The sequence below is a fragment of the Trabulsiella odontotermitis genome, assembly GCF_001297775.1.
Taxonomy (GTDB): Bacteria; Pseudomonadota; Gammaproteobacteria; order Enterobacterales; family Enterobacteriaceae; genus Trabulsiella; species Trabulsiella odontotermitis.
In genome coordinates this window covers 30,875-56,982 of sequence record NZ_LIFX01000002.1, presented here as the reverse complement: position 1 = coordinate 56,982, position 26,108 = coordinate 30,875, and the positions used below count along the sequence as shown (strand labels likewise).

Here is a 26,108-nt window from a genome sequence, read left to right as displayed (position 1 = left end):
ACCACACAACGCCGAAAGGCGTTTTACTTTTCCGACCTGGCTGCTGACCCGGTAAAAGCTGCTTTACCGGGCCTCTCGCGCTTAGCGAGTAATTTCCACTTTTGCCAGTTTTTCGTAATAGCACGCCAGCGCGCTGTGGTCGGCGGTGCCAAGACCATCGGCACGCAGCGCCTGCATCATTTCCATGACGGCGGCGGTCAGCGGCAACTGGGCGCCAACACCGTGCGAGGTGTCCAGCGCATTCGACAGATCCTTAATATGCAGATCAATACGGAAACCCGGTTTGAAGTTGCGATCCATCACCATCGGTGCTTTCGCATCCAGCACGGTGCTGCCCGCCAGTCCGCCGCGGATCGCCTGATAGACCAGATCCGGGTTAACGCCCGCTTTTGTCGCCAGGCTCAGCGCTTCAGACATGGCCGCGATATTCAGCGCGACGATGACCTGGTTTGCCAGTTTGGTGACGTTGCCCGCGCCGATGTCGCCGGTATGCACCACCGAGCCCGCCATCGCTTTCATCAGGTCGTAGTATTTGTCAAAAACGGCTTTATCACCTCCCACCATCACGGAGAGCGTGCCATCAATCGCTTTTGGCTCACCACCGCTGACCGGCGCATCAAGCATCTCAACGCCTTTTGCCTTCAGCGCTTCACTGATTTCGCGGCTGGCCAGCGGAGCGATAGAACTCATGTCGATCAACACCGTCCCCGGACGCGCGCCGTCAATAATGCCGTTTTCACCCAGCGCCACTTCTTTCACATGCGGCGAGTTCGGCAGCATGGTGATAATCACATCGCACTGTTCAGCAATGGCTTTTGGTGTGGCGGCGGTTTCCGCCCCGGCGGCAATCACCTCGGCGATGGCGTCAGAATTACGGTCAGAGACCACCAGTGAATATCCTGCTTTCAGGAGGTTTTTGCTCATGGGTTTTCCCATGATGCCGAGGCCGATGAAACCTACTTTCGTCGTCATAACTGTCTCTCTCTGTTCAGTCGGTGGTTATTTTTTGAAGGCATCTGCCAGCTTTTGCGTGGCGGAACGGAACACGCCTAAGTCACTGCCCACGGCCACAAAAGTGGCACCCCATTCCAGGTAACGGCGTGCGTCGGCATCCACCGGCGCCAGAATGCCGGACGGTTTCCCGTGCGCTTTAGCTCGCGCGAAAATATGCTGAATGCATTTCTGCACCTCCGGGTGCGAGGCATTGCCGAGATGGCCCAGCGCCGCCGCTAAATCACTCGGGCCGACGAAAATGCCGTCCACACCAGGGGTTGCCGCGATGGCGTCTACGTTGTCCACGCCGGTCTGACTTTCAATCTGCACCAGCACGGTGATGTTGCGGTTTGACTGCGCGAAGTAGTCCGCCACAGTGCCAAACATGTTGGCGCGATGAGAAACGGAAACACCGCGAATGCCCTCTGGCGGATAGCGGGTCGATGCCACCGCACGCACCGCTTCCTCTTCGGTTTCAACAAACGGGATCAGGAAGTTATAGAAACCGATATCCAGCAAGCGCTTGATAATGACCGGCTCATTGGTCGGCACGCGTACCACTGGCGCGCTGGCGCTTCCCTTCAGCGCCATCAGTTGCGGAATAAACGTCGTGACGTCGTTCGGCGCGTGCTCGCCATCCAGAACCAGCCAGTCAAAGCCCGCCAGACCCAGCACTTCGGTACTGATGGGGTTCGCCAGCGCAGACCAGCAGCCAATCTGTACCTGCTGTGCCGCCAGCGCCGCTTTGAATTTGTTCGGGAAGATATCGTTGTTCATCATCTGTACCTTTTGCTTATTGCTGCAATTCCATACGTTTAATGTCGCCCACCACGAACAGGTAGCAGACCATCGCCATCAGGGCGGAGCAGCCGACGAAGACCAGCGCCATGTTGAACGAGTGCAGTTCGCTGACCAGATAGCCAATCACCAGCGGCGTGACGATGGACGCGACGTTACCAAATACGTTAAACACACCGCCGCACAGGCCAACAATCTCTTTCGGCGCGGTATCGGAAATCACCGGCCAGCCCAGTGCGCCAAAACCTTTACCGAAGAACGCCAGCGCCATCAGAGTCACCACCAGCGTGGTATTATCGGTGTAGTTACACAGAATGATCGTTGATGCTAGCAGCATTCCCAGCACAATCGGCAGCTTACGGGCCAGCGTCAGCGAAGCGCCGCGTTTCAGCAGATAATCCGAGAACACGCCACCCAGCACACCACCGGCGAAACCACACAAAGCCGGAATCGAAGCGACGAAGCCGACTTTTAAAATCGACATGCCCTTCTCCTGTACCAGGTAAATCGGGAACCAGGTCAGGAAGAACCAGGTAATGGTATTGATAAAGTACTGACCGAAGAACACACCCAGCATCATGCGGTTACTCAGCAACTGGCGGATGTAGTCCAGTTTCGGCCCTTTTGCCGCGCTCTCACCCGGTTTTTTGTGGTCCATATCGACCACCGCGCCGCCTTCAGAGATGAATTTCAGTTCTTTTTCCGACATCCGTGGGTGTTCGGTTGGGTTATGAATGAACTTGATCCATACTGCGGTCAGCACAAAACCGATGACGCCCATGACGGTAAAGACATGTTCCCAGCCCCACGCGAAAGTCAGCCAGCCCAGCAGCGGCGAGAAGATAGCGAGCGAGAAATACTGCGCCGAGTTAAAGATAGCTGAGGCGGTGCCGCGCTCTTTGGTCGGGAACCAGGCGGCGACAATACGGGCATTCGCAGGAAACGACGGCGCTTCGGAGAAACCGAGCATGAAGCGCATACAGAACATGGAGACTGCCGCCCATGCCAGCGGGAACATATCGACGAAGCCCTGCAGAAAGGTAAACAGCGACCAGAAAAAGAGGCTCCAGGTATAGACTTTTTTCGAGCCAAACTTATCGAGCAGCCAGCCGCCGGGGATCTGCATCAGCAGATACGACCAGCCAAACGCGGAGAAGATGTATCCCATTGTCACCGCGCTCAGTTGTAATTCTTTCGCCACGTCCGTGCCCGCAATCGACAGGGTGGCGCGATCGGCATAGTTCACCGCCGTCACAATAAAGATAATCAGCAATATTAAATAACGGGTATGCATGCCTTTTTTAGTATCTACTTCAGTATCCAGCATCATTTATTTATCCTCGGGTACAACACACCTTCTCTATTATTTATTTATGACTCAGGTGCGGCTTTGCAGATTATTTATCGATAGCAGGTAATATCTACGTGCAGAAAAAAAACCATTAAATCGTGATTCAGTATAATCAGCGTTCAGGCGTAATACACTGTGCAGGTACACAAGAAACACATCCGTTAAGAACAGGTTTTCTGGCAACTGCACACACCTGTGGGCGCTGTTCCACAGATCCGATGATTGCCCGCCTTGCGGGGCATAGCGCCGCGATAATGAGTGATCTCGATCACAATATTACCGCTCAACTCCTGACATTCTTATTTTAAAAATACAGAGCCGTTATTTTTAGACATGATATTATCTATCGCTTCGCTGGAGAATACTGGACAATGGCTGATATTGAAATTCGACAAACGCCACCCACTGCGTTTTATATAAAAGTGCATGACACCGATAATGTGGCAATTATTGTCAATGATAATGGCCTGAAAGCAGGCACCCGTTTTTCTGATGGGCTGGAGCTGATTGAACATATTCCGCAAGGCCATAAAGTCGCCCTTGTCGATATTCCGCAGCACGGTGAAATCATTCGCTATGGCGAAGTGATCGGCTATGCGGTTCGCCCCATCGCCAGAGGCAGCTGGATTGACGAATCGCTGGTCGAGCTACCAGAGGCGCCGCCGCTGAATACCCTGCCGCTGGCGACCCGCGTGCCTGAACCGCTGCCGCCGCTGGAGGGCTTCACGTTTGAAGGCTATCGCAACGCCGATGGCAGCGTGGGCACCAAAAATCTGCTCGGCATTACCACCAGCGTGCATTGCGTGGCGGGCGTCGTCGATTACGTGGTTAAGCTTATCGAGCGTGATCTGCTGCCGAAATACCCGAACGTGGACGGCGTTGTCGGGCTGAATCATTTATATGGCTGCGGTGTCGCCATTAACGCGCCTGCCGCAGTGGTGCCAATTCGCACCATCCACAATATTGCCCTCAACCCTAATTTTGGCGGCGAGGTAATGGTGATCGGCCTGGGTTGTGAAAAGCTACAACCGGAGCGTTTGTTGCAAGGTACGGAAGACGTGCAGCCCATTCCGGTTGAAGACGCCAGCATTGTGCGTTTGCAGGATGAACAGCACGTCGGTTTCCGCTCAATGGTCGTCGACATTTTGCAGGTGGCGGAGCGGCATCTGGCGAAACTCAACCAGCGCCAGCGCGAAACCTGCCCGGCCTCTGAACTGGTAGTAGGGATGCAGTGCGGCGGTAGCGACGCGTTTTCCGGCGTCACCGCCAACCCGGCCGTGGGTTATGCTTCCGACCTGCTGGTTCGTTGTGGCGCCACAGTCATGTTCTCAGAAGTGACCGAAGTGCGTGATGCCATCCATCTGCTGACGCCGCGTGCCGTTAACGAAGAAGTCGGCAAACGGCTGCTTGAAGAGATGGCCTGGTACGATAACTATCTCGATATGGGGCAAACCGACCGCAGCGCGAATCCATCGCCCGGCAACAAGAAAGGCGGTCTGGCCAACGTTGTTGAGAAAGCGCTGGGTTCTATCGCGAAATCCGGTAAAAGCGCCATCGTCGAGGTGCTCTCCCCGGGCCAGCGCCCGACAAAACGCGGGCTGATTTATGCGGCCACACCCGCCAGCGATTTCGTCTGTGGCACCCAGCAGGTGGCATCAGGCATTACCGTTCAGGTGTTCACCACCGGTCGCGGCACGCCATATGGGCTGATGGCGGTTCCCGTCATCAAAATGGCGACACGCACCGAACTGGCAAACCGCTGGTATGATCTGATGGATATCAATGCAGGCACCATCGCCACCGGCGACGAAACCATTGAAGATGTGGGCTGGAAGCTGTTCCACTTCATTCTGGATGTGGCGAGCGGCCGCAAGAAAACCTTCTCGGATCAATGGGGCCTGCACAATCAGCTGGCGGTGTTTAACCCGGCGCCAGTGACCTGATGATGCTTCGCCGGGTGGCGCTGCGCTTACCCGGCCTACAGGAGATGACGCCCGGCAACCCCTTTGCCGGGCGTTGCGCGTTTACTCCCGCACCAGCACCACTTCGATACCTACCCGCTGTAATTCCTTCAGGCTGTCCGCCGGAACGCCATCGTCGGTAATCACCATGTCGATGCGCTGCGTATCGATGATCTTATGCAGGCTGGAGTGATTGAATTTGCTGGAGTCGGTGATCACGATAATGCGATCAGCCACTTCACACATGCGGCGGTTGAGCCGCGCTTCATCTTCATTATGGGTACTCACGCCGCGTTCAATATCAATGGCATCGACGCCAAGAAACAGCATGTCGAAGTGATAATTCAGCAGCGACTGTTCCGCCTGATCGCCATAAAACGAGAGCGACTGACGGCGCAGGTGCCCGCCGGTCATTAACAGTTCCACCCCTTCTGCTTCCAGCAACGCCGTACCGACGTTCATGCCGTTGGTCATGGCGATAACATTCTGGTGATGGCGCATGATGCGGGCAAGTTCATACGTGGTGGTCCCGGAATCGAGGATCACCCGGTGGCCGGGCTGGATCAGCTCTGCTGCGGCGCTGGCGATACGGCGTTTTAGCGCGGTATTCAGCGAGCTTTTATCTTCAACGGAGGGTTCAAGCCCTGACGTAGTGCTGTCGCAAATCAGCGCGCCGCCATAGGCGCGCACCGCAATACCTTGTCTTTCCAGAAACGCCAGATCGTTACGGATCGTCACCGTTGATACGCCGAACAGCGCAGAAAGATCGTTCACCTGAACGCTTCCCTGCTGGCGTAATCGCTGGATGATCTGTTCCCGCCTTTCACTGGTCCCGGTGATTCGCTTATCTGCGGAAGAATCGGTGCTACTCATAGATGATCCTTGGGTTTTACCTTTCGTTTCATTTCGTTTTGCCTATTAACACCTTTCTTTTGCCGGAATGCAAGTCCTGAAATACGGTTTCAGAGACCTTCTGGCTCAGCTGAATGCTTTCATTATGTTTCTTTTGTGAAACAGATCGGAAAATCAGTATCTTTCGTTTTATTTTTTTAAACCGGTGACGCAGTATTAAATGAAACAAAACGAAAGATAAATGCCGAACCCATCCTAAATGGAGAGGAAAGTGAAACATCTAACCAACATGGTGGAACAGCACAAACGCGGGGACGCCAATGGCATCTATGCCGTTTGTTCAGCACATCCTTTGGTGCTTGAATCCGCATTACGCTTCGCTCAACAAAGCCAGACCCCGCTGTTGATTGAAGCCACTTCAAATCAGGTTGATCAGTATGGTGGTTATACCGGCATGACGCCCGCCGATTTTCGCGGTTTCGTCTGCCAGTTGGCCGACCAGCTTAATTTTCCCCCGTCCATGCTGATCCTTGGCGGCGACCACCTCGGGCCAAACCGCTGGCAAAAATTGCCCTCTGCGCAGGCGATGGCCCATGCGGATGATCTGATCAAAAGTTACGTCGCGGCGGGCTTCAAGAAAATCCACCTTGATTGCAGTATGTCCTGCGCCGATGACCCGATTCCGTTAACCGATGCTATCGTCGCCGCACGCGCGGCCCGACTGGCGAAAATCGCCGAAGAAACCTGCCGCGAACATTTTGGCGAATCGGACCTGGTGTACGTCATCGGCACGGAAGTTCCCGTCCCTGGCGGCGCCCATGAAACGCTGACCGAACTGGCGGTGACCACGCCGAAAGCCGCCCAGGAGACGTTACAGGCCCACCAGGACGCCTTCGCGGCGCTGGGGCTGAGCGACATCTGGCCGCGTATTATCGCGCTGGTGGTGCAACCGGGTGTTGAATTCGACCATACCCACATCATTGATTACCAGCCGCAGAAAGCCATCGCGCTGAGCAAAATGGTCGAAGCGTACGACACGCTGATCTACGAAGCACACTCGACCGATTACCAGACACCACACGCGCTGCGTCAGCTGGTGGTGGATCACTTCGCCATTCTGAAAGTCGGCCCGGCGCTGACGTTCGCGCTGCGCGAAGCGCTGTTCTCACTGGCCGCCGTAGAAGAAGAGTTGTTACCGGCGAAAGCCTGTTCCGGTTTGCGCCATGTACTGGAAAACGTGATGCTCGATCGCCCTGAATACTGGCAAAGCCACTACCACGGCGACGGTAACGCCCGACGTCTGGCGCGGGGTTATAGCTATTCCGACCGCGTTCGTTACTACTGGCCGGACAAACAGATTGATAGCGCCTTTGATAGCCTGGTGCGCAACCTGGCTGATGATCCTATTCCGCTGCCGCTGATAAGCCAGTATCTGCCCTTGCAGTACGCCAAAGTGCGCGAAGGCACGCTGAAGGCCACACCACGGGAACTCATTATCGATCACATTCAGGACATCCTGCGCCAGTACCACGACGCCTGTCAGCGCCGTCATAACGCATAACGAAGAAGAGGAAAATGCAATGCCAAACATCGTGTTAAGCCGTATCGATGAACGTTTGATTCACGGTCAGGTGGGCGTGCAATGGGTTGGATTTGCTGGCGCAAACCTGGTGTTAGTGGCCAACGACGAGGTCGCGGAAGATCCCGTACAGCAAAACCTGATGGAGATGGTGCTGGCCGAAGGGATCGCCGTTCGTTTCTGGACGCTGCAAAAGGTGATCGACAACATTCACCGCGCGGCCGATCGCCAGAAGATCCTGTTGGTCTGCAAATCACCGGCGGATTTCCTCACGCTGGTGAAAGGTGGCGTGCCGATCACCCGGATCAACGTCGGCAATATGCATTACGCCAATGGCAAGCAACAAATTGCAAAGACGGTGTCTGTAGACGCCACGGACATCGCCGCACTGAACGGCCTGAAAACCGCCGGTGTGGAGTGTTTCGTGCAGGGCGTTCCGACAGAACCCGCGGTCGATATTTTTAAACTTCTCTGAGGGATACGCGATGGAAATCAGTCTGTTACAGGCTTTTTCTCTGGGCATACTCGCCTTTATCGCTGGACTGGACATGTTCAACGGCCTGACACACATGCACCGTCCGGTGGTGTTAGGTCCGCTGGTAGGTCTGATCCTGGGCGATCTGCATACCGGTATTTTGACAGGCGGTACGCTGGAACTGGTGTGGATGGGCCTTGCGCCGCTGGCCGGGGCACAACCGCCTAACGTCATTATCGGGACTATCGTCGGTACCACCTTTGCCATCACCACAGGCGTAAAACCTGAGGTTGCCGTGGGTGTTGCGGTACCGTTCGCGGTGGCTGTGCAGATGGGGATCACCTTCCTGTTCTCGGTGATGTCCGGTGTGATGTCACGCTGCGACCGCATGGCCGCGAATGCGGACACCCGCGGCATCGAACGGGTGAACTATCTGGCGCTGCTGGCGCTTGGTATCTTCTATTTTCTCTGTGCGTTTCTGCCCATCTATTTTGGTGCGGAACACGCCAAAACCGCCATTGATGTGCTGCCGCAGCGTCTGATTGACGGCCTCGGCGTCGCCGGGGGCATCATGCCGGCTATCGGTTTTGCCGTGCTGCTGAAAATCATGATGAAGAACGTCTACATCCCGTACTTTATCGTCGGTTTTGTGGCCGCCGCCTGGCTGAAACTGCCGGTGCTGGCGATTGCTGCCGCGGCACTGGCGATGGCGCTGATCGATCTCCTGCGCAAAGACCCGGAACCTAAAGTGTCTCAGCCACAGAAAGAGGAATTTGAAGATGGCATCTAATCAAACCACCCTGCCGGGCGTTCCGGTGCAGGAAGAGACGCTGCTGTCAGGCGTAAACGAAAATATCTATGAAGATCAGTCCATTGGTGAGGAACTGACGAAGAAAGATATTAACCGGGTGGCATGGCGTTCGATGCTGCTTCAGGCCTCTTTCAACTATGAACGTATGCAGGCGTCCGGCTGGCTGTACGGTCTGCTGCCTGCGCTGAAGAAAATCCATACTAACAAGCGCGATCTCGCCCGGGCGATGAAAGGCCACATGGGGTTCTTTAACACCCATCCGTTCCTCGTCACGTTCGTTATCGGCATCATCCTGGCGATGGAACGTTCCAAACAGGATGTGAACAGTATTCAGAACACCAAAATCGCCGTTGGCGCGCCGCTGGGTGGGATTGGCGACGCCATGTTCTGGCTGACGCTGCTGCCGATTTGCGGCGGTATCGGCGCCAGTCTGGCGCTGCAGGGATCGATTCTCGGCGCCGTGGTTTTCCTGCTGTTGTTCAACGTGGTGCATCTGGGTCTGCGTTTCGGTCTTGCGCATTACTCTTATCGTATGGGCGTCGCGGCAATCCCGTTGATCAAAGCCAACACCAAAAAAGTGGGGCATGCTGCTTCTATCGTCGGGATGACGGTGATTGGCGCGCTGGTCGCCACTTATGTACGGCTGAACACCACGCTGGAAATTACCGCCGGTGATGCCGTTGTGAAGTTGCAGGCAGACGTTATCGATAAGCTGATGCCTGCTTTCCTGCCGCTGGTTTATACGCTGACCATGTACGCGCTGGTGCGTCGTGGGTGGAGCCCGCTGCGTCTTATTGTTATCACCGTCATACTGGGTATTGTCGGTAAGTTTGCCCACTTCCTGTAAGTAAAAAGGAGTCATGATGATAGGCATTATTCTTTGCGGTCACGGCGGGTTTGCCAGCGGTCTGGAAAAGGCCATGAAGCAGATCCTCGGCAGTCAGCCGCAATTCATCGCCGTTGATTTTCCGGAAACCTCCAGTACGGCGTTGCTGACGTCGCAACTGGAAGGCGCAATGGGCGATCTCGATCCGAATGAGCAGATCGTCTTCCTGACCGATCTGCTTGGCGGCACCCCTTTCCGCGTCGCATCCACGCTTGCGATGCAGAGACCGGGCTGCGAAGTGATCACCGGGACCAACCTGCAGTTGCTGCTGGAAATGGCGCTGGAGCGCGACGGACTGAGCGGCGAAGAGTTTCGCATCGGCGCGCTGGAAAGTGGTCATCGCGGCCTCACCAGCCTGGCTGATGAACTGAGCCGCAGCCGTGAGGAAACGCCTGACGAGGGAGGCATATGAGCCTTGTGCTACGCGCCAGACGGCTGCTGAGCGAACAGGGTTGGCTTGACGATCATCAACTCCGCATCGAGGACGGCGCAATCGTGGCGATTGAGCCGATCCCGACTGGCGTCACCGTGCGTGACGCCGAGCTGCTCTGCCCGGCGTATATCGACATTCACGTCCATGGCGGTGCAGGCGTTGATGTCATGGATGACGCACCGCAGACGCTGGACATTCTGGCGATGCATAAAGCGCGTGAAGGGGTAGGCGCCTGGTGCCCCACCACCGTCACCGCGCCGCTGGGCGCCATTCATGCGGCCCTGAAGCGCATCGCGGAACGCCGCCAGCGTGGCGGGCCGGGCGCGCAGATCCTCGGCAGCTATCTCGAAGGGCCTTACTTTACGCCACAGAATAAAGGCGCTCATCCGCCGGAATGGTTTCGCGAACTGGATATCGCTGAGCTGGATGCGCTCATCGCGCTCGCGCAAGGTTCTCTGCGCGTGGTGGCGCTGGCACCGGAAAAACCGGGTGCGCTACCGGCCATCAAACACCTTAAACAGCGCGGAGTGCGAGTCATGCTCGGCCACAGCGCCGCGACATGGGCGCAGACTATCGCAGCGTTCGATGCCGGAGCCGACGGGCTGGTGCACTGTTATAACGGCATGACCGGGCTACATCACCGCGAGCCGGGCATGGTCGGTGCCGGGCTGACCGACCAACGCGCCAGGCTTGAGCTTATCGCCGATGGTCATCATGTCCATCCCGCGGCGATGCAACTCTGCGCCCACTGCGCCGGAGAGCGGATCGTGCTCATCACCGACGCTATGCGGGCGGCAGGCATGCCGGACGGGCGTTACGACATTTGCGGCTACGACGTGGAAATGCACGACGGCATCGTGCGCACCGCCTCGGGCGGGCTGGCAGGAAGTACGCTGTCGCTTGATGTCGCGGTACGAAACATGGTGCAGCAGGTGGGCGTCAACCCGGAAGAGGCTATCGCCATGGCCTCGCTGCACCCGGCAAAACTTCTTGGCATTGACGACCAGCTGGGATCGATCCGTCCCGGTAAGCGCGCCAGCCTGATCGCGCTCGATAGCGCACTGCATTTGCAACAAACCTGGGTTCAAGGCCTGGCTATTCCCCTATAGCCCTTTCAGTGTGTGTCACTTTAGCCTGCAACGTCTCCATTGCGGGCTTTTTTTTCCTTTCCTCTGCGGAAAAAAGATCCGTCTTTAACAAAATAAAATTGTTTATTTATCAAAACGAAAGCTATCACAATTCCCTTTGCGATCACATTTTTCGTTTTATTTTCTTTTGTCGCATTGAACTTTCGTTTTCTTTTTTGTAGATTTCAATTAGTAGATTCTGCAATTAAGTGAAACGAAACGAAAGTAAATGGCAGGTGCCGATTCGTCTTCAGCTTTCACACGACTAAGGATTGAGTTATGCCTGATACCAACACGCCTTCTCTTACCAACACCGGAACCTGGACTGAAAAAGAGATCCGCCAGCAGCCTGTGACCTGGATCCGTTCGCTCGCCCATATCGACAGTATTCGCCGGGCGATCGACAACTTCCTGGCGCCGCTACTGCGTCGGGATGATCTGCAAATAGTCCTCACCGGCGCGGGAACGTCGGCATTTATTGGCGATATTATTACGCCGTGGCTGTCACGCCACACCGGGAAAAACTTCTGTTCTGTCCCGACGACCGATCTGGTCACCAACCCCATGGATTATTTCAAAACCGACAAGCCGCTGCTGCTGGTGTCGTTCGCCCGTTCAGGGAACAGCCCGGAGAGCGTGGCGGCGGTGGATCTGGCGAATCAGTTCGTGCCAGAAAGCTACCACCTGGTGATCACCTGTAACGACGCAGGCAGCCTGTATCAAAACGCGCAGCACAGCGATAACGCGTTTGCCCTGCTGATGCCGGCAGAAACGCATGATCGCGGTTTCGCGATGACCAGCAGTATCACCACCATGATGGCCAGCTGCCTGGCGGTGTTCGCGCCGGAAATCGTCAACAGCCACACCTTCAAAGACGTTGCCGACCGCAGTCAGGCGATCCTCGACTCGCTGGGTGATTTCAGCCACGGCGTATTTGGTCACCAGCCGTGGAAACGCATTGTGTATCTCGGCAGCGGCGGTCTGCAGGGCGTGGCGCGGGAATCGGCGCTGAAAGTGCTGGAACTGACTGCCGGTCAACTGGCGGCATTCTATGACTCCCCGACCGGTTTCCGCCACGGGCCGAAATCACTGGTCGACAAAGAAACGCTGGTGATCGTGCTGGTTTCAAGCCATCCGTACACCCGCCAGTATGACCTCGACCTGCTGGCTGAACTGCGCCGCGATGGTCAGGCGATGCATGTGGTGGCGATTGCGGCTGACGTTGATGGCGTCATAAAGAGCGGCCCGCACATTACACTGCCGCCTGCCCGCGCCTTTATCGACGTTGAACAGGTTTTCTGTTTCCTGATGTACGCGCAGGTTTTTGCCCTGACGGAATCTATCAGGATCGGCAATACGCCAGATACCCCTTCCGCCAGCGGAACGGTGAACCGTGTGGTTCAGGGCGTTGTTATTCATCCGTGGCTTGCCTGAGAGGATTGAAAAATGGGTATTATTTCAACGAAGTATCTTCTTCAGGATGCGCAGGCGAAGGGTTATGCCGTCCCTGCTTTCAACATCCATAACGCCGAAACCATTCAGGCTATTCTTGAAGTTTGCCATGAGATGCGCTCCCCGGTGATCCTCGCCGGGACGCCAGGCACCTTCAAACACATCGCCTTTGAAGAGATTTTTGCGCTGTGTGAAGCCTACTCCGCCAGCTACGACATGCCGCTGGCACTGCATCTCGATCACCACGAATCGCTGGCTGATATTCGCAACAAAGTGAACGCGGGCGTGCGCAGCGCCATGATCGACGGCAGTCACTTCCCGTTTGATGAAAACGTGAAACTGGTGAAATCGGTGGTGGATTTTTGCCATCGCCACGACTGCAGCGTGGAAGCGGAACTGGGCCGTCTTGGCGGCGTGGAAGATGACATGGACGTGGATGAAGAAAGCGCGTTTCTCACCGACCCGCAGGATGCCCGCCGCTTTGTTGCCGAGACCGGCGTTGACAGCCTGGCCGTCGCTATCGGTACCGCGCACGGTTTATACACCAAACGGCCGAAGATTGATTTCGCGCGACTGGAAAAAATCCGCGCGGTGGTTGATATACCGCTGGTGCTTCACGGGGCGAGCGATGTGCCGGACGAATTTGTGCGCCGCGCCATTGAACTGGGCGTCTGCAAAGTCAACGTCGCCACCGAACTGAAAATCGCCTTCGCCGCCGCGGTGAAAAAATGGTTCGCCGATAACCCGGACGGAAACGATCCGCGTTATTACATGCGCGTCGGAATGGAAGCCATGAAAGAGGTGGTGAGAAATAAAATTAACGTTTGTGGCTCGATGAATAAGCTGACCGCAGGCAGCGTCACAACATCGTAAAAAAATATATCACTATCACAGAATTTGATTGCATCAGACACCCTGATGCAATCAATGTAAATAATAACAGAGGTTGTCTGTTATTAGCGGGGGAATGAATCAGGACGATGTTTTCAACACTCTCATAGAGGATGAGCATAAACGATATTCACGATATTACAGGAATTCATGATATGAGCAGTCCAAATATTTTATTAACACGCATTGATAACCGTCTGGTGCATGGTCAGGTGGGTGTGACCTGGACCACTGCCATCGGCGCAAATCTGGTTGTGGTTGTTGATGATGATGTTGCGAAAGATGAAATGCAGCAGAAGTTAATGAGCTTCACCGCCGAAAACTATGGCTTCGGCATTCGCTTCTTCAGCATTGAAAAAACGATCAACGTCATCGCTAAAGCCGCGCCACATCAGAAGATTTTTCTTATTTGCCGTACACCTTCTACCGTCAGAAAACTGCTGGAAGGCGGTGTGGCACTGAAAGATGTCAACGTGGGGAATATGCACTTTTCGGAAGGTAAAAAACAGATTAGCAGCAAAGTCTATGTCGACGAAAGCGATCTGAATGACCTGCGCTTTATTAAAAGCAACGGGGTAAATGTGTTTATTCAGGATGTTCCTGGTGATGCCAAAGAGGGCATTCCTGACTAACAACGCTGTCTCGATAAATTTTCAGGTAATATAATGACGACGAGGCAATAAAATGCATGAAATTACGCTTATTCAAGGCATATCGCTTGCCGCTCTGGTATTTGTTCTAGGGATCGATTTTTGGCTGGAAGCACTTTTTCTTTTTCGCCCCATTATCGTTTGTACCCTCACGGGTGCGATTCTGGGTGATATTCACATCGGTTTAATTACCGGGGGTTTGACCGAACTGGCTTTCGCAGGGTTAACGCCTGCGGGTGGGGTTCAACCGCCTAACCCTATTATGGCGGGGGTGATGACGACCGTCATTGCCTGGTCTACCGGCGTCGATGCAAAAACGGCGATCGGCTTAGGCCTCCCCTTTAGTCTGTTAATGCAGTACGTCATTTTGTTCTTCTATTCGGCGTTCTCGCTGTTCATGAACAAAGCCGACAGATGCGCCAGAGAGGCCGATACCGCCGCTTTTGCCCGTCTGAACTGGACGACCACGCTGATTGTGGCGTGTTCCTATTCCATCATTGCTTTCCTCTGTACTTATCTTGCTCAGGGCGCGATGCAGGCGCTGGTGAAATCCATGCCAGCCTGGCTGACGCACGGGTTTGAAGTCGCGGGCGGCATTCTGCCAGCCGTCGGTTTTGGTCTGTTGCTGCGTGTCATGTTTAAAGCCCAGTACATTCCTTACTTCATCGCCGGTTTCCTGTTTGTTTGCTACATCCAGGTCAGCAACCTGCTGCCTGTTGCCGTATTAGGGGCTGGTTTCGCGGTGTATGAATACTTCAACGCGAAAGCGAAAGCCAAAGAAAGCGCGCAAGCTCTGCCTGCCGCCGCCAAAAATGACGAAGAGGACTACAGCAATGGGATCTGAAATCAGTAAAAAAGATATCACTCGCTTAGGGTTTCGCTCCTCATTGCTCCAGGCGAGTTTTAACTACGAACGTATGCAGGCGGGCGGTTTCACCTGGTCGATGCTGCCGCTGCTGAAAAAAATCTACAAAGACGACAAAGCCGGGCTCAGCGCGGCGATGAAGGATAACCTGGAGTTTATTAACACCCACCCCAACCTGGTGGGCTTCCTGATGGGGCTGCTGATCTCCATGGAGGAGAAAGGCGAAGATCGTAGCACCATCAAAGGGTTAAAAGTCGCCCTCTTTGGCCCGATCGCGGGTATCGGTGATGCGATTTTCTGGTTCACCCTGCTGCCGATCATGGCGGGTATCTGTTCGTCCTTTGCCAGCCAGGGCAACCTGCTGGGGCCGATTCTGTTTTTCGCCGTCTACCTCGCCATTTTCTTCCTGCGCGTGGGCTGGACGCACGTCGGCTATACGGTGGGGCTTAAAGCCATCGACAAGGTACGAGAAAACTCGCAAATGATTGCCCGTTCGGCGACGATCCTCGGTATCACCGTTATTGGCGGGCTTATCGCGTCGTACGTTCACATCAATGTCGTGACCACCTTTGCCATCGACGCCACCCACAACGTTGCGTTGCAGCAAGACTTCTTCGACAAAGTGTTCCCTAACATTCTGCCGATGGGCTATACGCTGCTGATGTACTACCTGCTGCGGGTGAAAAAAGCACATCCGGTGGTGCTGATCGCCGTAACGTTTGTGCTCGCGATCCTCGGTTCGGCGCTGGGAGTGCTCTAAATGAAAGCGATCGCCTTCGACTCGTTTGCTGATTACCGCGCGCTGAGTGAAGCGGCCTGCGCCAGGCTTCTTGCGCTTGTTCGCCGCAAACCTGACGCGGTTATCTGTCTGGCGACGGGGGCGACGCCTTTGCTTACTTATCAGTTGTTTGTTCAGGCGGTGAAGGCACAGCAGCTGGATGTCAGCCAGCTGACCTTCGTCAAACTGGATGAATGGGTTGGATTGCCCGCAAATGCCGCGGGCACTTGCGAGACCTTCCTGCAACAGCACATCATTCAGCCGCTCGGCATCCGCGATGCGCAGTACATCGCTTTCGACGCTGAAACGGCGGATGAGCGCGAGTGTGCCCGCATTGTCGACAGGATCGCACTGCGTGGCGGGCTGGATTTGTGCCTGTTGGGCCTCGGGAAAAACGGCCATCTCGGCCTGAATGAACCGGCGGCGTTTTTGCAGCCATCGTGTCATATCGCCCGGCTTGATAGCCAGACGCGCCAGCACGACATGATTAAGCACGCCGGTTTAGCCATCGAACACGGCATCACGCTGGGGTTGCGGGATATTCTGGCCGCCAGAGAAGTGCTGTTTCTGGTGGCGGGCGACGGTAAACAGCGCGCGTTTACCACGTTCTGCGAGGGAAAGGTCACCACCGAACTTCCCGCATCACTGCTGTGGCTTCACCCTGATGTCACCTGTCTGTACGACGGCTCATCGTTCCCTTCTTTCAGCACAAATTAGCTGAAATGCCTGATGGCGCTTCGCTTATCCGGCCTACTCGTATGGCTGTTTGTAGGCCGGATAAGGCGTTATCGCCGTCATCCGGCAAAACTCAATACGTGATTACCCCTGCTGCTCCAGCGCGTATTTGTACAGCGCGTTTTTCTTCACGCCGTGGATTTCTGCGGCCAACGCCGCCGCTTTTTTCAGCGGTAGTTCGGCCTGCAGCAGCGCCAGCGTGCGTAAGGCCTCGGCAGGGAGCGCATCTTCCTGCGCTTTATGGCCTTCGACGATCAGCACCATTTCGCCCTTGCGGCGGTTTTCATCTTCTTTCACCCAGGCCAGCAGTTCGCCAACCGGTGCGCCGTGGATAGATTCCCAGGTTTTGGTCAGTTCGCGCGCCAGCACCACGTAACGGGATTCGCCAAGCACCGCGCAGACATCTTCCAGGCTCTCCAGCAGACGGTGGGTAGACTCATAAAAAATCAGCGTCCGCGGCTCTTCTTCCAGCGCTTTCAGCGCGTCGCGGCGCGCTTTGGATTTGGCAGGCAGGAAGCCTTCGTAGCAGAAACGGTCCGAAGGCAGACCGGCGGCGCTGAGGGCGGCGATGGCCGCGCACGGCCCCGGCAGCGGCACGACGCGGATCCCGGCTTCCCGGCAGGTACGCACCAGGTGATAGCCCGGATCGTTAATCAACGGCGTACCGGCATCAGACACCAGCGCGATGTTCTGCCCTTCCTGCAGTTTTGCCAGCAACGTTTCCGCCTTTTGTTGTTCGTTATGGTCATGGAGGGCAAACAGGCGGGCATTAATCGCAAAGTGCTGTAACAGTAAACCGGTATGACGGGTGTCTTCGGCAGCGATAAGATCGACATCCTGTAACACGGTCAGCGCACGTTGGGTGATATCAGCCAGGTTCCCGATCGGAGTGGGAACAATATAGAGCTGACCTTGAGAATTATCTGCGGAATCGTGTTGTTTCATTGTTTCGTCCGTATAGCCGATTTAATATTGAGCATTGCGTATAAAAATAACCACTGGATACAGTATGGTACCGTCTACTTTTCTTCGTTCGAAAGCCGCGCGCTGTCTGCCTCTTGTTGTGGCAGCGTTACTTTTCGCCGGCTGTGGCACCCAGTCTACTGACCAGAGTACGGCTCACCTTCAGGGTACCGCGCAGGCTAACTCTGGTTACTATCTACAGCAGATGCAACAAAGCGCTGATGATAGCAAGACCAACTGGCAATTACTCGCCATTCGTGCATTGCTCAAAGAGGGCCAAAGCCAGCAGGCGGGTGAATTGTTCAACCAGCTACCGCAAGAGCTGGGTGCAGATCAGCGTCAGGAGCAGTCATTGCTGGCGGTTGAGCTGAAACTGGCGCAGAAAGATTTCCCGGGCGCTCAGGCGCTGCTGGCGAAAATCGACGTCTCCAGCCTCGAAGAGGCGCAGCAGGCGAGATTCTGGCAGGACAGCATCACCGCTCAACAGGGAAGACCGTCGCTCGCGCTGTTGCGGGCGTTGATCGCGCAGGAGCCGCTGTTGGCGACCGCACAGGATAAGCAGAAAAATATTGATGCCACCTGGCAGACGCTTTCCTCGATGACGCAGGATCAGGCGAACGCGCTGGTCATCAATGCCGACGAAAACGTACTGCAGGGCTGGCTGGATCTGCAGCGTGTCTGGTTTGATAACCGCAACGATCCCAACATGATGAAAGCGGGCGTTCAGGACTGGCAGACCCGCTATCCGCAAAACCCTGGGGCGAAAATGCTGCCGACGCAACTGGTGAATGTGCAGAATTTCAAACCGGCGTCAGTGAATACCATCGCTCTGATGCTGCCGTTAAACGGTCAGGCCGCGGTTTTTGGCCGGACGATCCAGCAGGGTTTTGAAGCAGCGAAAAACGGCAACACCGGTGCCGTTGCCGGTAGCGCGGTGCCTGAGCAGGTCGCTCAGGTCGCCAGTGCTAATCAGAGTGTGATCAGTCCGGCACAGGCCGAAGTCAGCGATCTGACGGCCGGAGGCGCGACGGAACAACCCCAGGCGCCAGTCCCGCAGCCGCCGCAGGCACCGGTTCAGACGCCAGCCGCCGATCAGGCTCAGCCGCAATCGCAGCAACAGACGCCCGCACCGGATAACGCACAACCGACGCAACCTGTCGCGCAACAGCCGACGCCGACCGTTGCCGCCATACCCGCGAATCCGTCCGCCGTGCTGAAAATCTACGACACCACCACTCAGCCGATGGATCAACTGCTGGCACAGGCGCAGCAGGATGGCGCGACACTGGTCGTCGGGCCGCTGTTAAAAAACAATGTTGAAGAGCTGCTCAAAACCAACACCTCGCTGAACGTGCTGGCGCTGAATCAGCCGGAAAAGGTCGAAAACCGGGCGAATATTTGTTACTTCGCGCTCTCCCCGGAAGATGAAGCCCGTGATGCGGCGCGCCATATTCGCGAGCAGGGCAAACAGTCTCCGCTGCTGTTGCTTCCGCGCAGCGATCTCGGCAATCGTGTTGCCACCGCCTTTGCCGAAGAGTGGCAAACGCTGGGCGGCGGTATCGTTCTTCAGCAGCGTTTTGGCTCTGCGGCGGAGCTGAGAATGGGCGTCAATGGCGGCTCGGGCATCGCGCTGACCGGCAGCCCGGTGGCCTCCAGCCTGCCGCAACAACAGAGCGTGACCATTGGCGGGCTGAACATTCCGGCGCCACCGACCGATGCGCAGATCACCAGTGGCAGCAAAGTCGATGCGGCTTATATCATCGCCACGCCGGAAGAGATTGCCTATATCAAACCGATGATCGCCATGCGTAACGGCAGCCAGACAGGCACCACGCTGTATGCCAGTTCCCGCAGCGCCGGTGGCGTCGCCGGGCCGGATTTCCGTCTCGAAATGGAAGGGTTGCAGTTCAGCGAAATTCCGATGCTGGCAGGCAGCAACCCGGCGCTGATGCAGCAGGCGCTGGGCGCCGTACGTAATGATTACTCTCTGGCGCGCCTGTACGCGATGGGCGCAGATGCCTGGGCGCTGGCGAACCATTTTTCACAGATGCGCCAGATGCCAGGCTTTGAGCTGAACGGCAACACCGGCGATCTGAGCGCCGATTCCGACTGCGTGATTAACAGGAAGTTATCATGGCTCCAGTACCAGCAGGGACAGATCGTCCCGGCCAGTTAAGCCGTAAACAGACCGGCGACGCGTGGGAGCTACGCGCGCGTCGCTGGCTGGAAAATCAGGGATTGCGGTTTATCGCCGCCAACATACGAGAACGAAACGGTGAAATCGACCTCATTATGCGAGAGGGGCGCGTCACCGTTTTTATTGAGGTTCGCTTCCGGCAGTCCGCACGTTATGGCGGAGCCGCCGCCAGCGTGACCCGTAGTAAACAACAGAAACTCCTGCAGACGGCCCGCATCTGGCTTGCTCGTCACAATGGGAGTTTTGATACTGTGGATTGCCGTTTTGATGTGGTAGCCTTCACGGGCAACGAAATCGAATGGCTCAAAAACGCCTTCGGCGAATAGCGTCAGCTTGAAATGTTAAGGGAAATCGTGCTCGAAAGAATTAAAGTCTGCTTTACGGAAAGCATTCAAACCCAGATAGCAGCGGCGGAAGCCCTCCCGGATGCCATCTCCCGTGCGGCAATGACGCTGGTACAGTCCCTGCTTAACGGCAACAAAATTCTCTGTTGTGGTAATGGTACATCGGCCGCCAACGCACAGCATTTTGCTGCCAGCATGATCAATCGTTTCGAAACAGAACGCCCCAGTTTACCGGCGATTGCACTAAATACAGATAATGTGGTCTTAACGGCGATTGCAAATGATCGCCTGCATGATGAAGTCTATGCAAAACAGGTACGTGCGCTGGGTCATGCCGGTGATGTGCTGCTGGCTATCTCGACGCGCGGCAACAGCCGCGATATCGTGAAAGCCGTGGAAGCCGCCGTGACCCGGGACATGACCATTGTGGCCTTAACCGGCTATGACGGCGGTGAACTGGCGGGTTTACTCGGGCAGCAGGATGTCGAAATTCGCGTCCCGTCCCACCGCAGCGCACGCATCCAGGAGATGCATATGCTCACGGTTAACTGTCTGTGCGATCTGATTGATAACACGCTCTTCCCACACCAGGACGATTAAGGAGTACATATGAAGGTGAAGGTATTTTCGCCCCTCGCAGTCCTTATTACCGCGCTGCTGCTTCAGGGATGCGTTGCTGCAGCCGTTGTCGGCACTGCAGCCGTTGGCACGAAAGCCGCCACCGACCCGCGTACCGTTGGCACGCAGGTGGACGATGGCACGCTGGAACTTCGCGTCAACAGCGCCCTGTCAAAAGATGAACAACTGAAGAAAGAAGCCCGCATTAACGTGACGGCATATCAGGGCAAAGTGCTGCTGGTCGGCCAGGCGCCAAATACCGAACTCGCCTCACGCGCCAAACAGATCGCCATCGGCGTGGAAGGCACGACGGAAGTGTTTAACGAAATCCGTCAGGGTGCGCCGGTCAGCATCGGCACCGCCTCTTCGGATACCTGGATCACCACCAAAGTCCGCTCTCAGTTGCTGAGCAGTGATCAGGTGAAATCGTCTAACGTGAAAGTGACGACAGAAAACGGCGAAGTGTTCCTGATGGGTCTGGTGACCGATCGTGAAGGGAAAGCCGCTGCCGATATCGCAAGCCGCGTGAGCGGTGTTAAACACGTCACCACGGCGTTTACCTACCTGAAGTAATAATGAATCGCCCGGTCACGCGACGTGTACCGGGCGTTTTCCGCTTACAGTAACGCAATTCCCCCCACCACGGCACCGCTAAGGGCCACCAGCGCACCGGTCAGCCACAGCGCTTTCGCCGGGAAGGCTTTTCGCAGCATGATCAGCGACGGCACGCTTACGGCGGGCAGCGTAATCAGCAATGCCAGCGCAGGCGCAGTACCCATTCCGGCGAGCATCATCGTCTGCACGATAGGTATTTCCGCCGCAGTCGGGATCACGAACAGACACCCGGCAATCGCCATCGCCACTACCCAAAACAGCGTGTTGCTGACTAAACCGTCCGCGTGCGGGAACAACCAGACGCGCGCCGCGCCGAGAACCAGCACCGCCAGAATGTAGACCGGGATGGTGCTCCAGAACAGCGACCACAGCGCGTTCAGCCAGCGGGACAGGAAGCTGCCCTGCGGTTGCGTCACTTCCAGCTCGACCGGCGAAGGTTGTTGCGCCGTCTCTTTCACCCATTTCTGCACCAGCGTCGCTACCACCAGCACCGTCGCCAGACCCGCCACAAGGCGGATGAGGGTAAACTGCCAGCCGAGAACAAAGCCCATAAACACCAGCGTCGCCGGGTTAAGCAGCGGGTTGCCCATCCAGAACGCCAGCGCGCCGCCCATCGACACCTGTTGACGACGCATTCCCGCCGCCACCGGTGCGGCGCAGCAGGTGCACATCATGCCCGGCAGGGAAAACAGCGTGCCCAGCAGCGTGCCGCGAAAACGGCTCTGCCCCAGCGTGCGTAGCAACCAGTCGCGCGGGATCAGCACCTGAATTAATGACCCGAGGATGACGCCCAGCACGGCGGCTTTCCAGACAGCGAGAAAATAGACCAGCGCGTAGTCCCACGCGGCGCGGAACGGATTGCTGTCCGCCTGAGCAAGAATGGATTTACCGATACTGTGCGTTTCAGCGGCGGTGAAGGCTTTGCCGTAATACGGCTGCCATTTCACATACCAGAGACCAACGATAACGACGAGAAAAAAGAGAGCGGGTTTCCACCACTGAAACGGTGTTGCCGCCTGAGATGAAGACTGACCAGCCATAGCATTCCCCAGGGAGATTGAAGTGAAGTTGGGGAATATTACGCCTCGTTTTCGGCAATTTCACGCAGTTTTGCGGAGTGGATAATGTTTACCCCTTCCTGAGAAGGCGAGAGTGCTTCACGCAACATCGCGCTTGCCACGTCTCTGGCGGCAATTGATTTCCAGTTTCCGGGCATCAGCGAGAACAGCGGCGCCAGCAGCGACTCATTCAGGCGGTGCGTCGACCTTTCACCAAGCAGCATCGACGGACGCACAATCGTGAGTCGCTCCCAGGGCTGCGCCATCAGCGTCGCTTCCATTTCGCCCTTTACGCGGTTGTAGAAAAAAGGCGAGTGCGCATTCGCGCCCATCGAGCTTACCACCAGCATATGCTTCGCCCCCAGGCGCAGCCCGGTCAGCGCGGTGTCCACCACCAGCGTGTAATCGGCATGCACAAACGCCTCTTTGCTGCCCACCTCGCGGCGCGTCGTCCCCAGACAGCAAAACACGATGTCGACAGGATCAGTCACCTGCGCAAGCGCGTCCGTGAGTTGCGGATCGTGGGGATTAAGCACGCCGGGCATATCGCTCAGCGGACGACGCGTCGGCGCGGCGATGGCGTTGATGCGCGGCGTCTGAATCAACATCCGCAGTAAGTGCCCACCAACCAGACCGGTGGCGCCGGTGATAAGAACCTGACTCATGCATTACTCCTGACGCAACCAGTGGATTTTTTTACCAAACCCCAGCGTATTGTCAGTGAATTTTAGCTCATCAACACGGATTTCCCACACCGGCGCCGACATCGCTCTGGCGACCGGAAACCGCCGGTTATAACGCGCCCGCGCGGCCTCGCTTTCCTCACCCTCAAGCCGCCGGATTTCCCCCGTAAACTGCACGCCGCGGATCAGCGCAACGGTTTTCGGCTGGCCGTTAACCGTTCCCGCCACCGGGGCGTTGTTGCCCGCCATTTGCGCGTGCCGGGTGTTGTCCTCGGTGAGCAGATAAAACACCACGGTTTGCGGATCGTAGAGATAAAAGGCGTTGGCGCACCAGAGATTGCCTTCGCTTGCGACGCACCACGTCACGACATGTTGTTTCATCAGCCAGCGACTGATGGCATCAGGGGTTTCCATCTTGTTCTTTCCTTGTGCTAAGGTGCCTTCACCTTAACATACTGACATCTTTCATCGTGCGCTGGTTTCTCTATCTGATTCGTACCGCTGACAATCATCTCTACACCGGGATCACCACCGATGTTGAACGGCGTTTTCTGCAGCATCAATGCGGGAAAGGGGCGAAAGCGTTGCGCGGAAAAGGCGAATTGCGGCTGGCGTTCTCTGGCGAGGTTGGCGAACGCTCACTTGCGCTACGACTGGAGTACCGAATTAAACAGCTCACAAAGCGCCAGAAAGAGCGCCTCGTGGCCGGAGACGGGACGTTTGAGACTCTGCTGGCGAGCCTGCAAACGTCAGTGCTTAAAAGCGATTGAAATGGTCGTGATACTCGACGAGGCCGTGAACGCCGTTCAGGGCGTCATCGGCGAGGCGGTGGACGAAAAATGCATCCTGCGTTTCCGGCCAGCGACAGCGCAGATCATGCTGCGCCGCCAGTTCAAACCCGAGTTTTTTGTACAACGCCGGTTCACCGAGCGCCACCACAGCGGCATAACCAAACTCATTCAGCGAGTCCAGCCCTTCGTAGACCAGTTGCCGCGCGAGACCTTGCCCACGGTATTGTTCATCGACAGCCAGCGGCGCCAGACCTACCCATTGCAGATCATCGTCATTGACGGTGACCGGGCTGAAGGCGACATAGCCAATCACCTGCCCGTCGTCGTCGGTCGCCACTAAACCCAGCGTCACCAGACCATCTTCCCGCAGATCGTGCACCAGTGTCGCTTCATCATCGCGGTTAAATGAACGACGCAGCAGCGCGTCTATCCCCGGGGCATCGATTCCAATTTCAACTCGAATCAGCATGGCTCACCTACCGATGTGTGTTTAGTTGTCGGCTCGCTTTTCAGCCCAGCCTCAACAAAGTCCGCCAGTTGCAGCAGCATGATGCGCAGCGCTTTCGGCATCTGCTCAAGCTCAATGGCGTCCATCAGGTTTTTGACATACAGCCCCAGTTCCGTATCGCCTTCAATCACTAAGCGACGCTGGAAAAAGAGCGTATCCGGGTCCTGTTTGCGCGCGGCAATCATCAGCAAATCGCTGGCATCCGCACTAAAACTGACATCTGCCTCCGCAGACTGGCTCACGATCAGACGATCGTTTTCTACGGTGGTGAACCACGTCAGGTCGATATCACGCACCGCTATTTTTAACCAGCGCCCTTCAAGGAATTCCAGTTCCCCGTCGGCCAGCGCCTGGCGGAATTGCCAGCTTAAGACCTGTTCCAGTACCTGACGCTTAAGGGCAAATGGCGTCAGTTTAACCGGCACGCTCATCAGAGACGGACCTAAGTGCACCAGGCGTGAACGCAGTTTATCCAACACGAGCTTTACTCCCTTAAATCTGTAGTGCCGCTATTTTGCCATATCCGATAACTGACATAGCGGCGCAAATCAACAAACATCATTACTACCCACTATTGGTGCCATCAATACGCTTTTAACTGCCTCAAATCAAAAATTATTGCTGATGGGTTAACTAAAATCCCAGTTCGTTAACAATTCTTGCGATCCAGGTGGTCGCGCTCTCAGGAAATATTATGGAGCTGCTCTGCCCTGCCGGAAACCTCCCGGCGCTTAAGGCGGCCATTGAAAACGGCGCGGATGCTGTTTATATCGGGCTGAAGGACGACACCAACGCCCGACATTTTGCCGGCCTTAACTTCACCGAAAAAAAGCTACAGGAAGCGGTCAGCTTTGTGCATCAGCATCGCCGTAAGCTGCACATCGCCATCAATACCTTTGCGCACCCGGACGGCTACGCCCGCTGGCAGCGCGCGGTGGATATGGCGGCACAACTGGGCGCCGACGCGCTGATCCTCGCCGATCTCGCCATGCTGGAGTATGCCGCAGAGCGTTATCCACATATCGAACGCCATGTCTCCGTTCAGGCATCCGCTACCAACGAAGAGGCGATTCGCTTTTATCACCGTCATTTCGACGTGGCGCGCGTGGTGCTGCCGCGCGTGCTCTCTATCCATCAGGTTAAGCAACTGGCGCGGTCTACGCCAGTGCCGCTGGAAGTCTTCGCGTTTGGCAGTCTGTGCATCATGGCCGAAGGGCGCTGCTATCTGTCGTCGTATTTAACCGGCGAATCCCCCAACACCGTCGGCGCCTGCTCTCCTGCCCGCTTTGTGCGCTGGCAGCAAACGCCACAGGGGCTGGAATCACGCCTCAACGAAGTGCTGATCGACCGTTATCAGGACGGAGAAAATGCCGGTTACCCGACGCTGTGCAAGGGGCGCTATCTGGTTGACGGCGAGCGCTATCACGCGCTGGAGGAGCCGACCAGCCTCAACACGCTTGAGTTGCTGCCGGAGCTACTGGCGGCGAATATCGCTTCGGTGAAAATTGAAGGCCGTCAGCGCAGCCCGGCGTATGTCAGCCAGGTGGCGAAAGTGTGGCGTCAGGCGATCGATCGCTGTAAAGCCGATCCGCAGAACTTCGTCCCGCAGGCCGCCTGGATGGACACGCTCGGCGCGATGTCCGAGGGTAGCCAGACGACGCTTGGCGCTTATCACCGCAAATGGCAGTAGGAAA

General features: G+C 56.2%; 29 protein-coding genes. 19 read left to right on the top strand and 10 right to left on the bottom strand.

Annotation, left to right across the window (positions count from 1 at the left end; translation table 11 throughout):
• Positions 1-81: 81 nt before the first annotated feature.
• Genes garR through AOY23_RS02075 form a run of 3 tightly spaced genes read right to left on the bottom strand, consistent with a single transcriptional unit; the run spans position 82 to position 3,121 of the window.
• Positions 82-972 carry a 2-hydroxy-3-oxopropionate reductase gene (garR, locus tag AOY23_RS02085; RefSeq protein WP_054178193.1) on the bottom strand — a complete coding sequence of 297 codons (891 nt, stop codon included), beginning with the start codon at positions 970-972 and terminating at the stop codon, positions 82-84.
• Between the two features lie 27 nt (positions 973-999).
• Positions 1,000-1,770 (bottom strand): 2-dehydro-3-deoxyglucarate aldolase, encoded by a 771-nt coding sequence (garL, locus tag AOY23_RS02080; protein ID WP_054178192.1) that lies wholly within the window; start codon positions 1,768-1,770, stop codon positions 1,000-1,002.
• A gap of 16 nt (positions 1,771-1,786) precedes the next feature.
• Positions 1,787-3,121 (bottom strand): MFS transporter, encoded by a 1,335-nt coding sequence (locus AOY23_RS02075; protein ID WP_054178191.1) that lies wholly within the window; start codon positions 3,119-3,121, stop codon positions 1,787-1,789.
• 392 nt (positions 3,122-3,513) lie between these two features.
• On the opposite strand from AOY23_RS02075, the gene garD reads away from it, so the two are divergent.
• Complete coding sequence (garD, locus tag AOY23_RS02070) at positions 3,514-5,085, top strand: galactarate dehydratase (RefSeq protein WP_054178190.1); 1,572 nt, start codon at positions 3,514-3,516, stop codon at positions 5,083-5,085.
• 81 nt (positions 5,086-5,166) lie between these two features.
• On the opposite strand, the gene AOY23_RS02065 is transcribed toward garD, so the two are convergent.
• Positions 5,167-5,976 carry a DeoR family transcriptional regulator gene (locus tag AOY23_RS02065; RefSeq protein WP_054178189.1) on the bottom strand — a complete coding sequence of 270 codons (810 nt, stop codon included), beginning with the start codon at positions 5,974-5,976 and terminating at the stop codon, positions 5,167-5,169.
• 238 nt (positions 5,977-6,214) lie between these two features.
• On the opposite strand from AOY23_RS02065, the gene kbaZ reads away from it, so the two are divergent.
• The 12 genes from kbaZ to AOY23_RS02005 all read left to right on the top strand — a co-directional run bounded on the left by kbaZ (position 6,215) and on the right by AOY23_RS02005 (position 16,619).
• Positions 6,215-7,516, top strand: a complete 1,302-nt coding sequence (gene kbaZ, locus AOY23_RS02060) for a tagatose-bisphosphate aldolase subunit KbaZ (protein WP_072170900.1) — start codon at positions 6,215-6,217, stop codon at positions 7,514-7,516.
• Positions 7,517-7,535: 19 nt separating this feature from the next.
• Complete coding sequence (gene agaV / locus AOY23_RS02055; protein ID WP_054178187.1) at positions 7,536-8,009, top strand: PTS N-acetylgalactosamine transporter subunit IIB; 474 nt, start codon at positions 7,536-7,538, stop codon at positions 8,007-8,009.
• A 10-nt stretch (positions 8,010-8,019) separates the two neighbouring features.
• A complete protein-coding gene (gene agaW, locus AOY23_RS02050) occupies positions 8,020-8,799 on the top strand; it encodes a PTS N-acetylgalactosamine transporter subunit IIC (RefSeq protein WP_054178186.1) in 780 nt (259 codons plus the stop codon).
• Positions 8,789-9,667, top strand: coding sequence for a PTS N-acetylgalactosamine transporter subunit IID (gene agaE, locus AOY23_RS02045; RefSeq protein WP_054178185.1), 879 nt, complete (start codon positions 8,789-8,791; stop codon positions 9,665-9,667). The genes agaW and agaE overlap by 11 nt, the downstream gene beginning before the upstream one ends.
• 16 nt (positions 9,668-9,683) lie before the next feature.
• On the top strand, positions 9,684-10,118 hold the full coding sequence (gene agaF, locus AOY23_RS02040) for a PTS galactosamine/N-acetylgalactosamine transporter subunit IIA (protein ID WP_054178184.1): 435 nt from the start codon (positions 9,684-9,686) through the stop codon (positions 10,116-10,118).
• Positions 10,115-11,248: an N-acetylglucosamine-6-phosphate deacetylase gene (nagA, locus tag AOY23_RS02035; protein ID WP_054178183.1), complete on the top strand. Its 1,134-nt coding sequence runs from the start codon at positions 10,115-10,117 to the stop codon at positions 11,246-11,248. The genes agaF and nagA overlap by 4 nt, the downstream gene beginning before the upstream one ends.
• A 297-nt stretch (positions 11,249-11,545) precedes the next feature.
• Positions 11,546-12,700 carry an SIS domain-containing protein gene (locus tag AOY23_RS02030; protein WP_054178182.1) on the top strand — a complete coding sequence of 385 codons (1,155 nt, stop codon included), beginning with the start codon at positions 11,546-11,548 and terminating at the stop codon, positions 12,698-12,700.
• Positions 12,701-12,712: 12 nt separating this feature from the next.
• Positions 12,713-13,591 (top strand): tagatose-bisphosphate aldolase subunit KbaY, encoded by an 879-nt coding sequence (kbaY, locus tag AOY23_RS02025; protein WP_054178181.1) that lies wholly within the window; start codon positions 12,713-12,715, stop codon positions 13,589-13,591.
• A gap of 173 nt (positions 13,592-13,764) precedes the next feature.
• The gene (agaB, locus tag AOY23_RS02020) at positions 13,765-14,241 is read left to right on the top strand and encodes a PTS galactosamine transporter subunit IIB (protein ID WP_054178180.1); all 477 of its coding nucleotides are present in this window, start codon (positions 13,765-13,767) and stop codon (positions 14,239-14,241) included.
• Between the two features lie 52 nt (positions 14,242-14,293).
• Positions 14,294-15,103 carry a PTS galactosamine transporter subunit IIC gene (agaC, locus tag AOY23_RS02015; protein ID WP_054178179.1) on the top strand — a complete coding sequence of 270 codons (810 nt, stop codon included), beginning with the start codon at positions 14,294-14,296 and terminating at the stop codon, positions 15,101-15,103.
• Entirely contained in the window at positions 15,093-15,884 is a 792-nt protein-coding gene (gene agaD, locus AOY23_RS02010; protein ID WP_054178178.1) for a PTS galactosamine transporter subunit IID, read from the top strand. Before agaC ends, agaD begins: the two co-directional genes overlap by 11 nt.
• Positions 15,885-16,619, top strand: a complete 735-nt coding sequence (locus AOY23_RS02005) for a galactosamine-6-phosphate isomerase (RefSeq protein ID WP_054178177.1) — start codon at positions 15,885-15,887, stop codon at positions 16,617-16,619.
• 102 nt (positions 16,620-16,721) lie between these two features.
• On the opposite strand, the gene rsmI is transcribed toward AOY23_RS02005, so the two are convergent.
• Positions 16,722-17,582 carry a 16S rRNA (cytidine(1402)-2'-O)-methyltransferase gene (gene rsmI, locus AOY23_RS02000; RefSeq protein ID WP_054178176.1) on the bottom strand — a complete coding sequence of 287 codons (861 nt, stop codon included), beginning with the start codon at positions 17,580-17,582 and terminating at the stop codon, positions 16,722-16,724.
• Between the two features lie 64 nt (positions 17,583-17,646).
• Here rsmI and AOY23_RS01995 point away from each other — a divergent pair, with 64 nt between their 5' ends.
• The 4 genes from AOY23_RS01995 to dolP are packed head-to-tail and all read left to right on the top strand — an operon-like array spanning position 17,647 to position 21,332.
• Positions 17,647-19,776: a penicillin-binding protein activator gene (locus AOY23_RS01995; protein ID WP_054178175.1), complete on the top strand. Its 2,130-nt coding sequence runs from the start codon at positions 17,647-17,649 to the stop codon at positions 19,774-19,776.
• Complete coding sequence (locus AOY23_RS01990; protein WP_054178174.1) at positions 19,734-20,123, top strand: YraN family protein; 390 nt, start codon at positions 19,734-19,736, stop codon at positions 20,121-20,123. The genes AOY23_RS01995 and AOY23_RS01990 overlap by 43 nt, the downstream gene beginning before the upstream one ends.
• A gap of 27 nt (positions 20,124-20,150) precedes the next feature.
• A complete protein-coding gene (gene diaA, locus AOY23_RS01985) occupies positions 20,151-20,741 on the top strand; it encodes a DnaA initiator-associating protein DiaA (protein WP_049857052.1) in 591 nt (196 codons plus the stop codon).
• Between the two features lie 15 nt (positions 20,742-20,756).
• Positions 20,757-21,332, top strand: a complete 576-nt coding sequence (gene dolP, locus AOY23_RS01980; protein WP_054178449.1) for a division/outer membrane stress-associated lipid-binding lipoprotein — start codon at positions 20,757-20,759, stop codon at positions 21,330-21,332.
• Between the two features lie 44 nt (positions 21,333-21,376).
• Here dolP and AOY23_RS01975 read toward each other — a convergent pair whose 3' ends face one another.
• Genes AOY23_RS01975 through AOY23_RS01965 form a run of 3 tightly spaced genes read right to left on the bottom strand, consistent with a single transcriptional unit; the run spans position 21,377 to position 23,529 of the window.
• Complete coding sequence (locus AOY23_RS01975; RefSeq protein WP_054178173.1) at positions 21,377-22,414, bottom strand: permease; 1,038 nt, start codon at positions 22,412-22,414, stop codon at positions 21,377-21,379.
• Between the two features lie 38 nt (positions 22,415-22,452).
• Entirely contained in the window at positions 22,453-23,097 is a 645-nt protein-coding gene (locus tag AOY23_RS01970; protein WP_054178172.1) for an NAD(P)H-binding protein, read from the bottom strand.
• 3 nt (positions 23,098-23,100) lie between these two features.
• Positions 23,101-23,529, bottom strand: a complete 429-nt coding sequence (locus AOY23_RS01965; protein WP_054178171.1) for a YhbP family protein — start codon at positions 23,527-23,529, stop codon at positions 23,101-23,103.
• Between the two features lie 14 nt (positions 23,530-23,543).
• Here AOY23_RS01965 and AOY23_RS01960 point away from each other — a divergent pair, with 14 nt between their 5' ends.
• Positions 23,544-23,885, top strand: coding sequence for a GIY-YIG nuclease family protein (locus tag AOY23_RS01960; protein ID WP_321164309.1), 342 nt, complete (start codon positions 23,544-23,546; stop codon positions 23,883-23,885).
• Here the strand turns inward: AOY23_RS01960 and AOY23_RS01955 are convergent.
• Positions 23,872-24,375, bottom strand: a complete 504-nt coding sequence (locus AOY23_RS01955; RefSeq protein WP_054178170.1) for a GNAT family N-acetyltransferase — start codon at positions 24,373-24,375, stop codon at positions 23,872-23,874. The two genes, AOY23_RS01960 and AOY23_RS01955, sit on opposite strands and share 14 nt — an antisense overlap.
• The gene (gene ubiT, locus AOY23_RS01950; protein ID WP_054178169.1) at positions 24,369-24,893 is read right to left on the bottom strand and encodes a ubiquinone anaerobic biosynthesis accessory factor UbiT; all 525 of its coding nucleotides are present in this window, start codon (positions 24,891-24,893) and stop codon (positions 24,369-24,371) included. Before ubiT ends, AOY23_RS01955 begins: the two co-directional genes overlap by 7 nt.
• 215 nt (positions 24,894-25,108) lie before the next feature.
• On the opposite strand from ubiT, the gene ubiU reads away from it, so the two are divergent.
• Positions 25,109-26,104: a ubiquinone anaerobic biosynthesis protein UbiU gene (gene ubiU, locus AOY23_RS01945; protein ID WP_054178168.1), complete on the top strand. Its 996-nt coding sequence runs from the start codon at positions 25,109-25,111 to the stop codon at positions 26,102-26,104.
• Positions 26,105-26,108 lie beyond the last annotated feature (4 nt).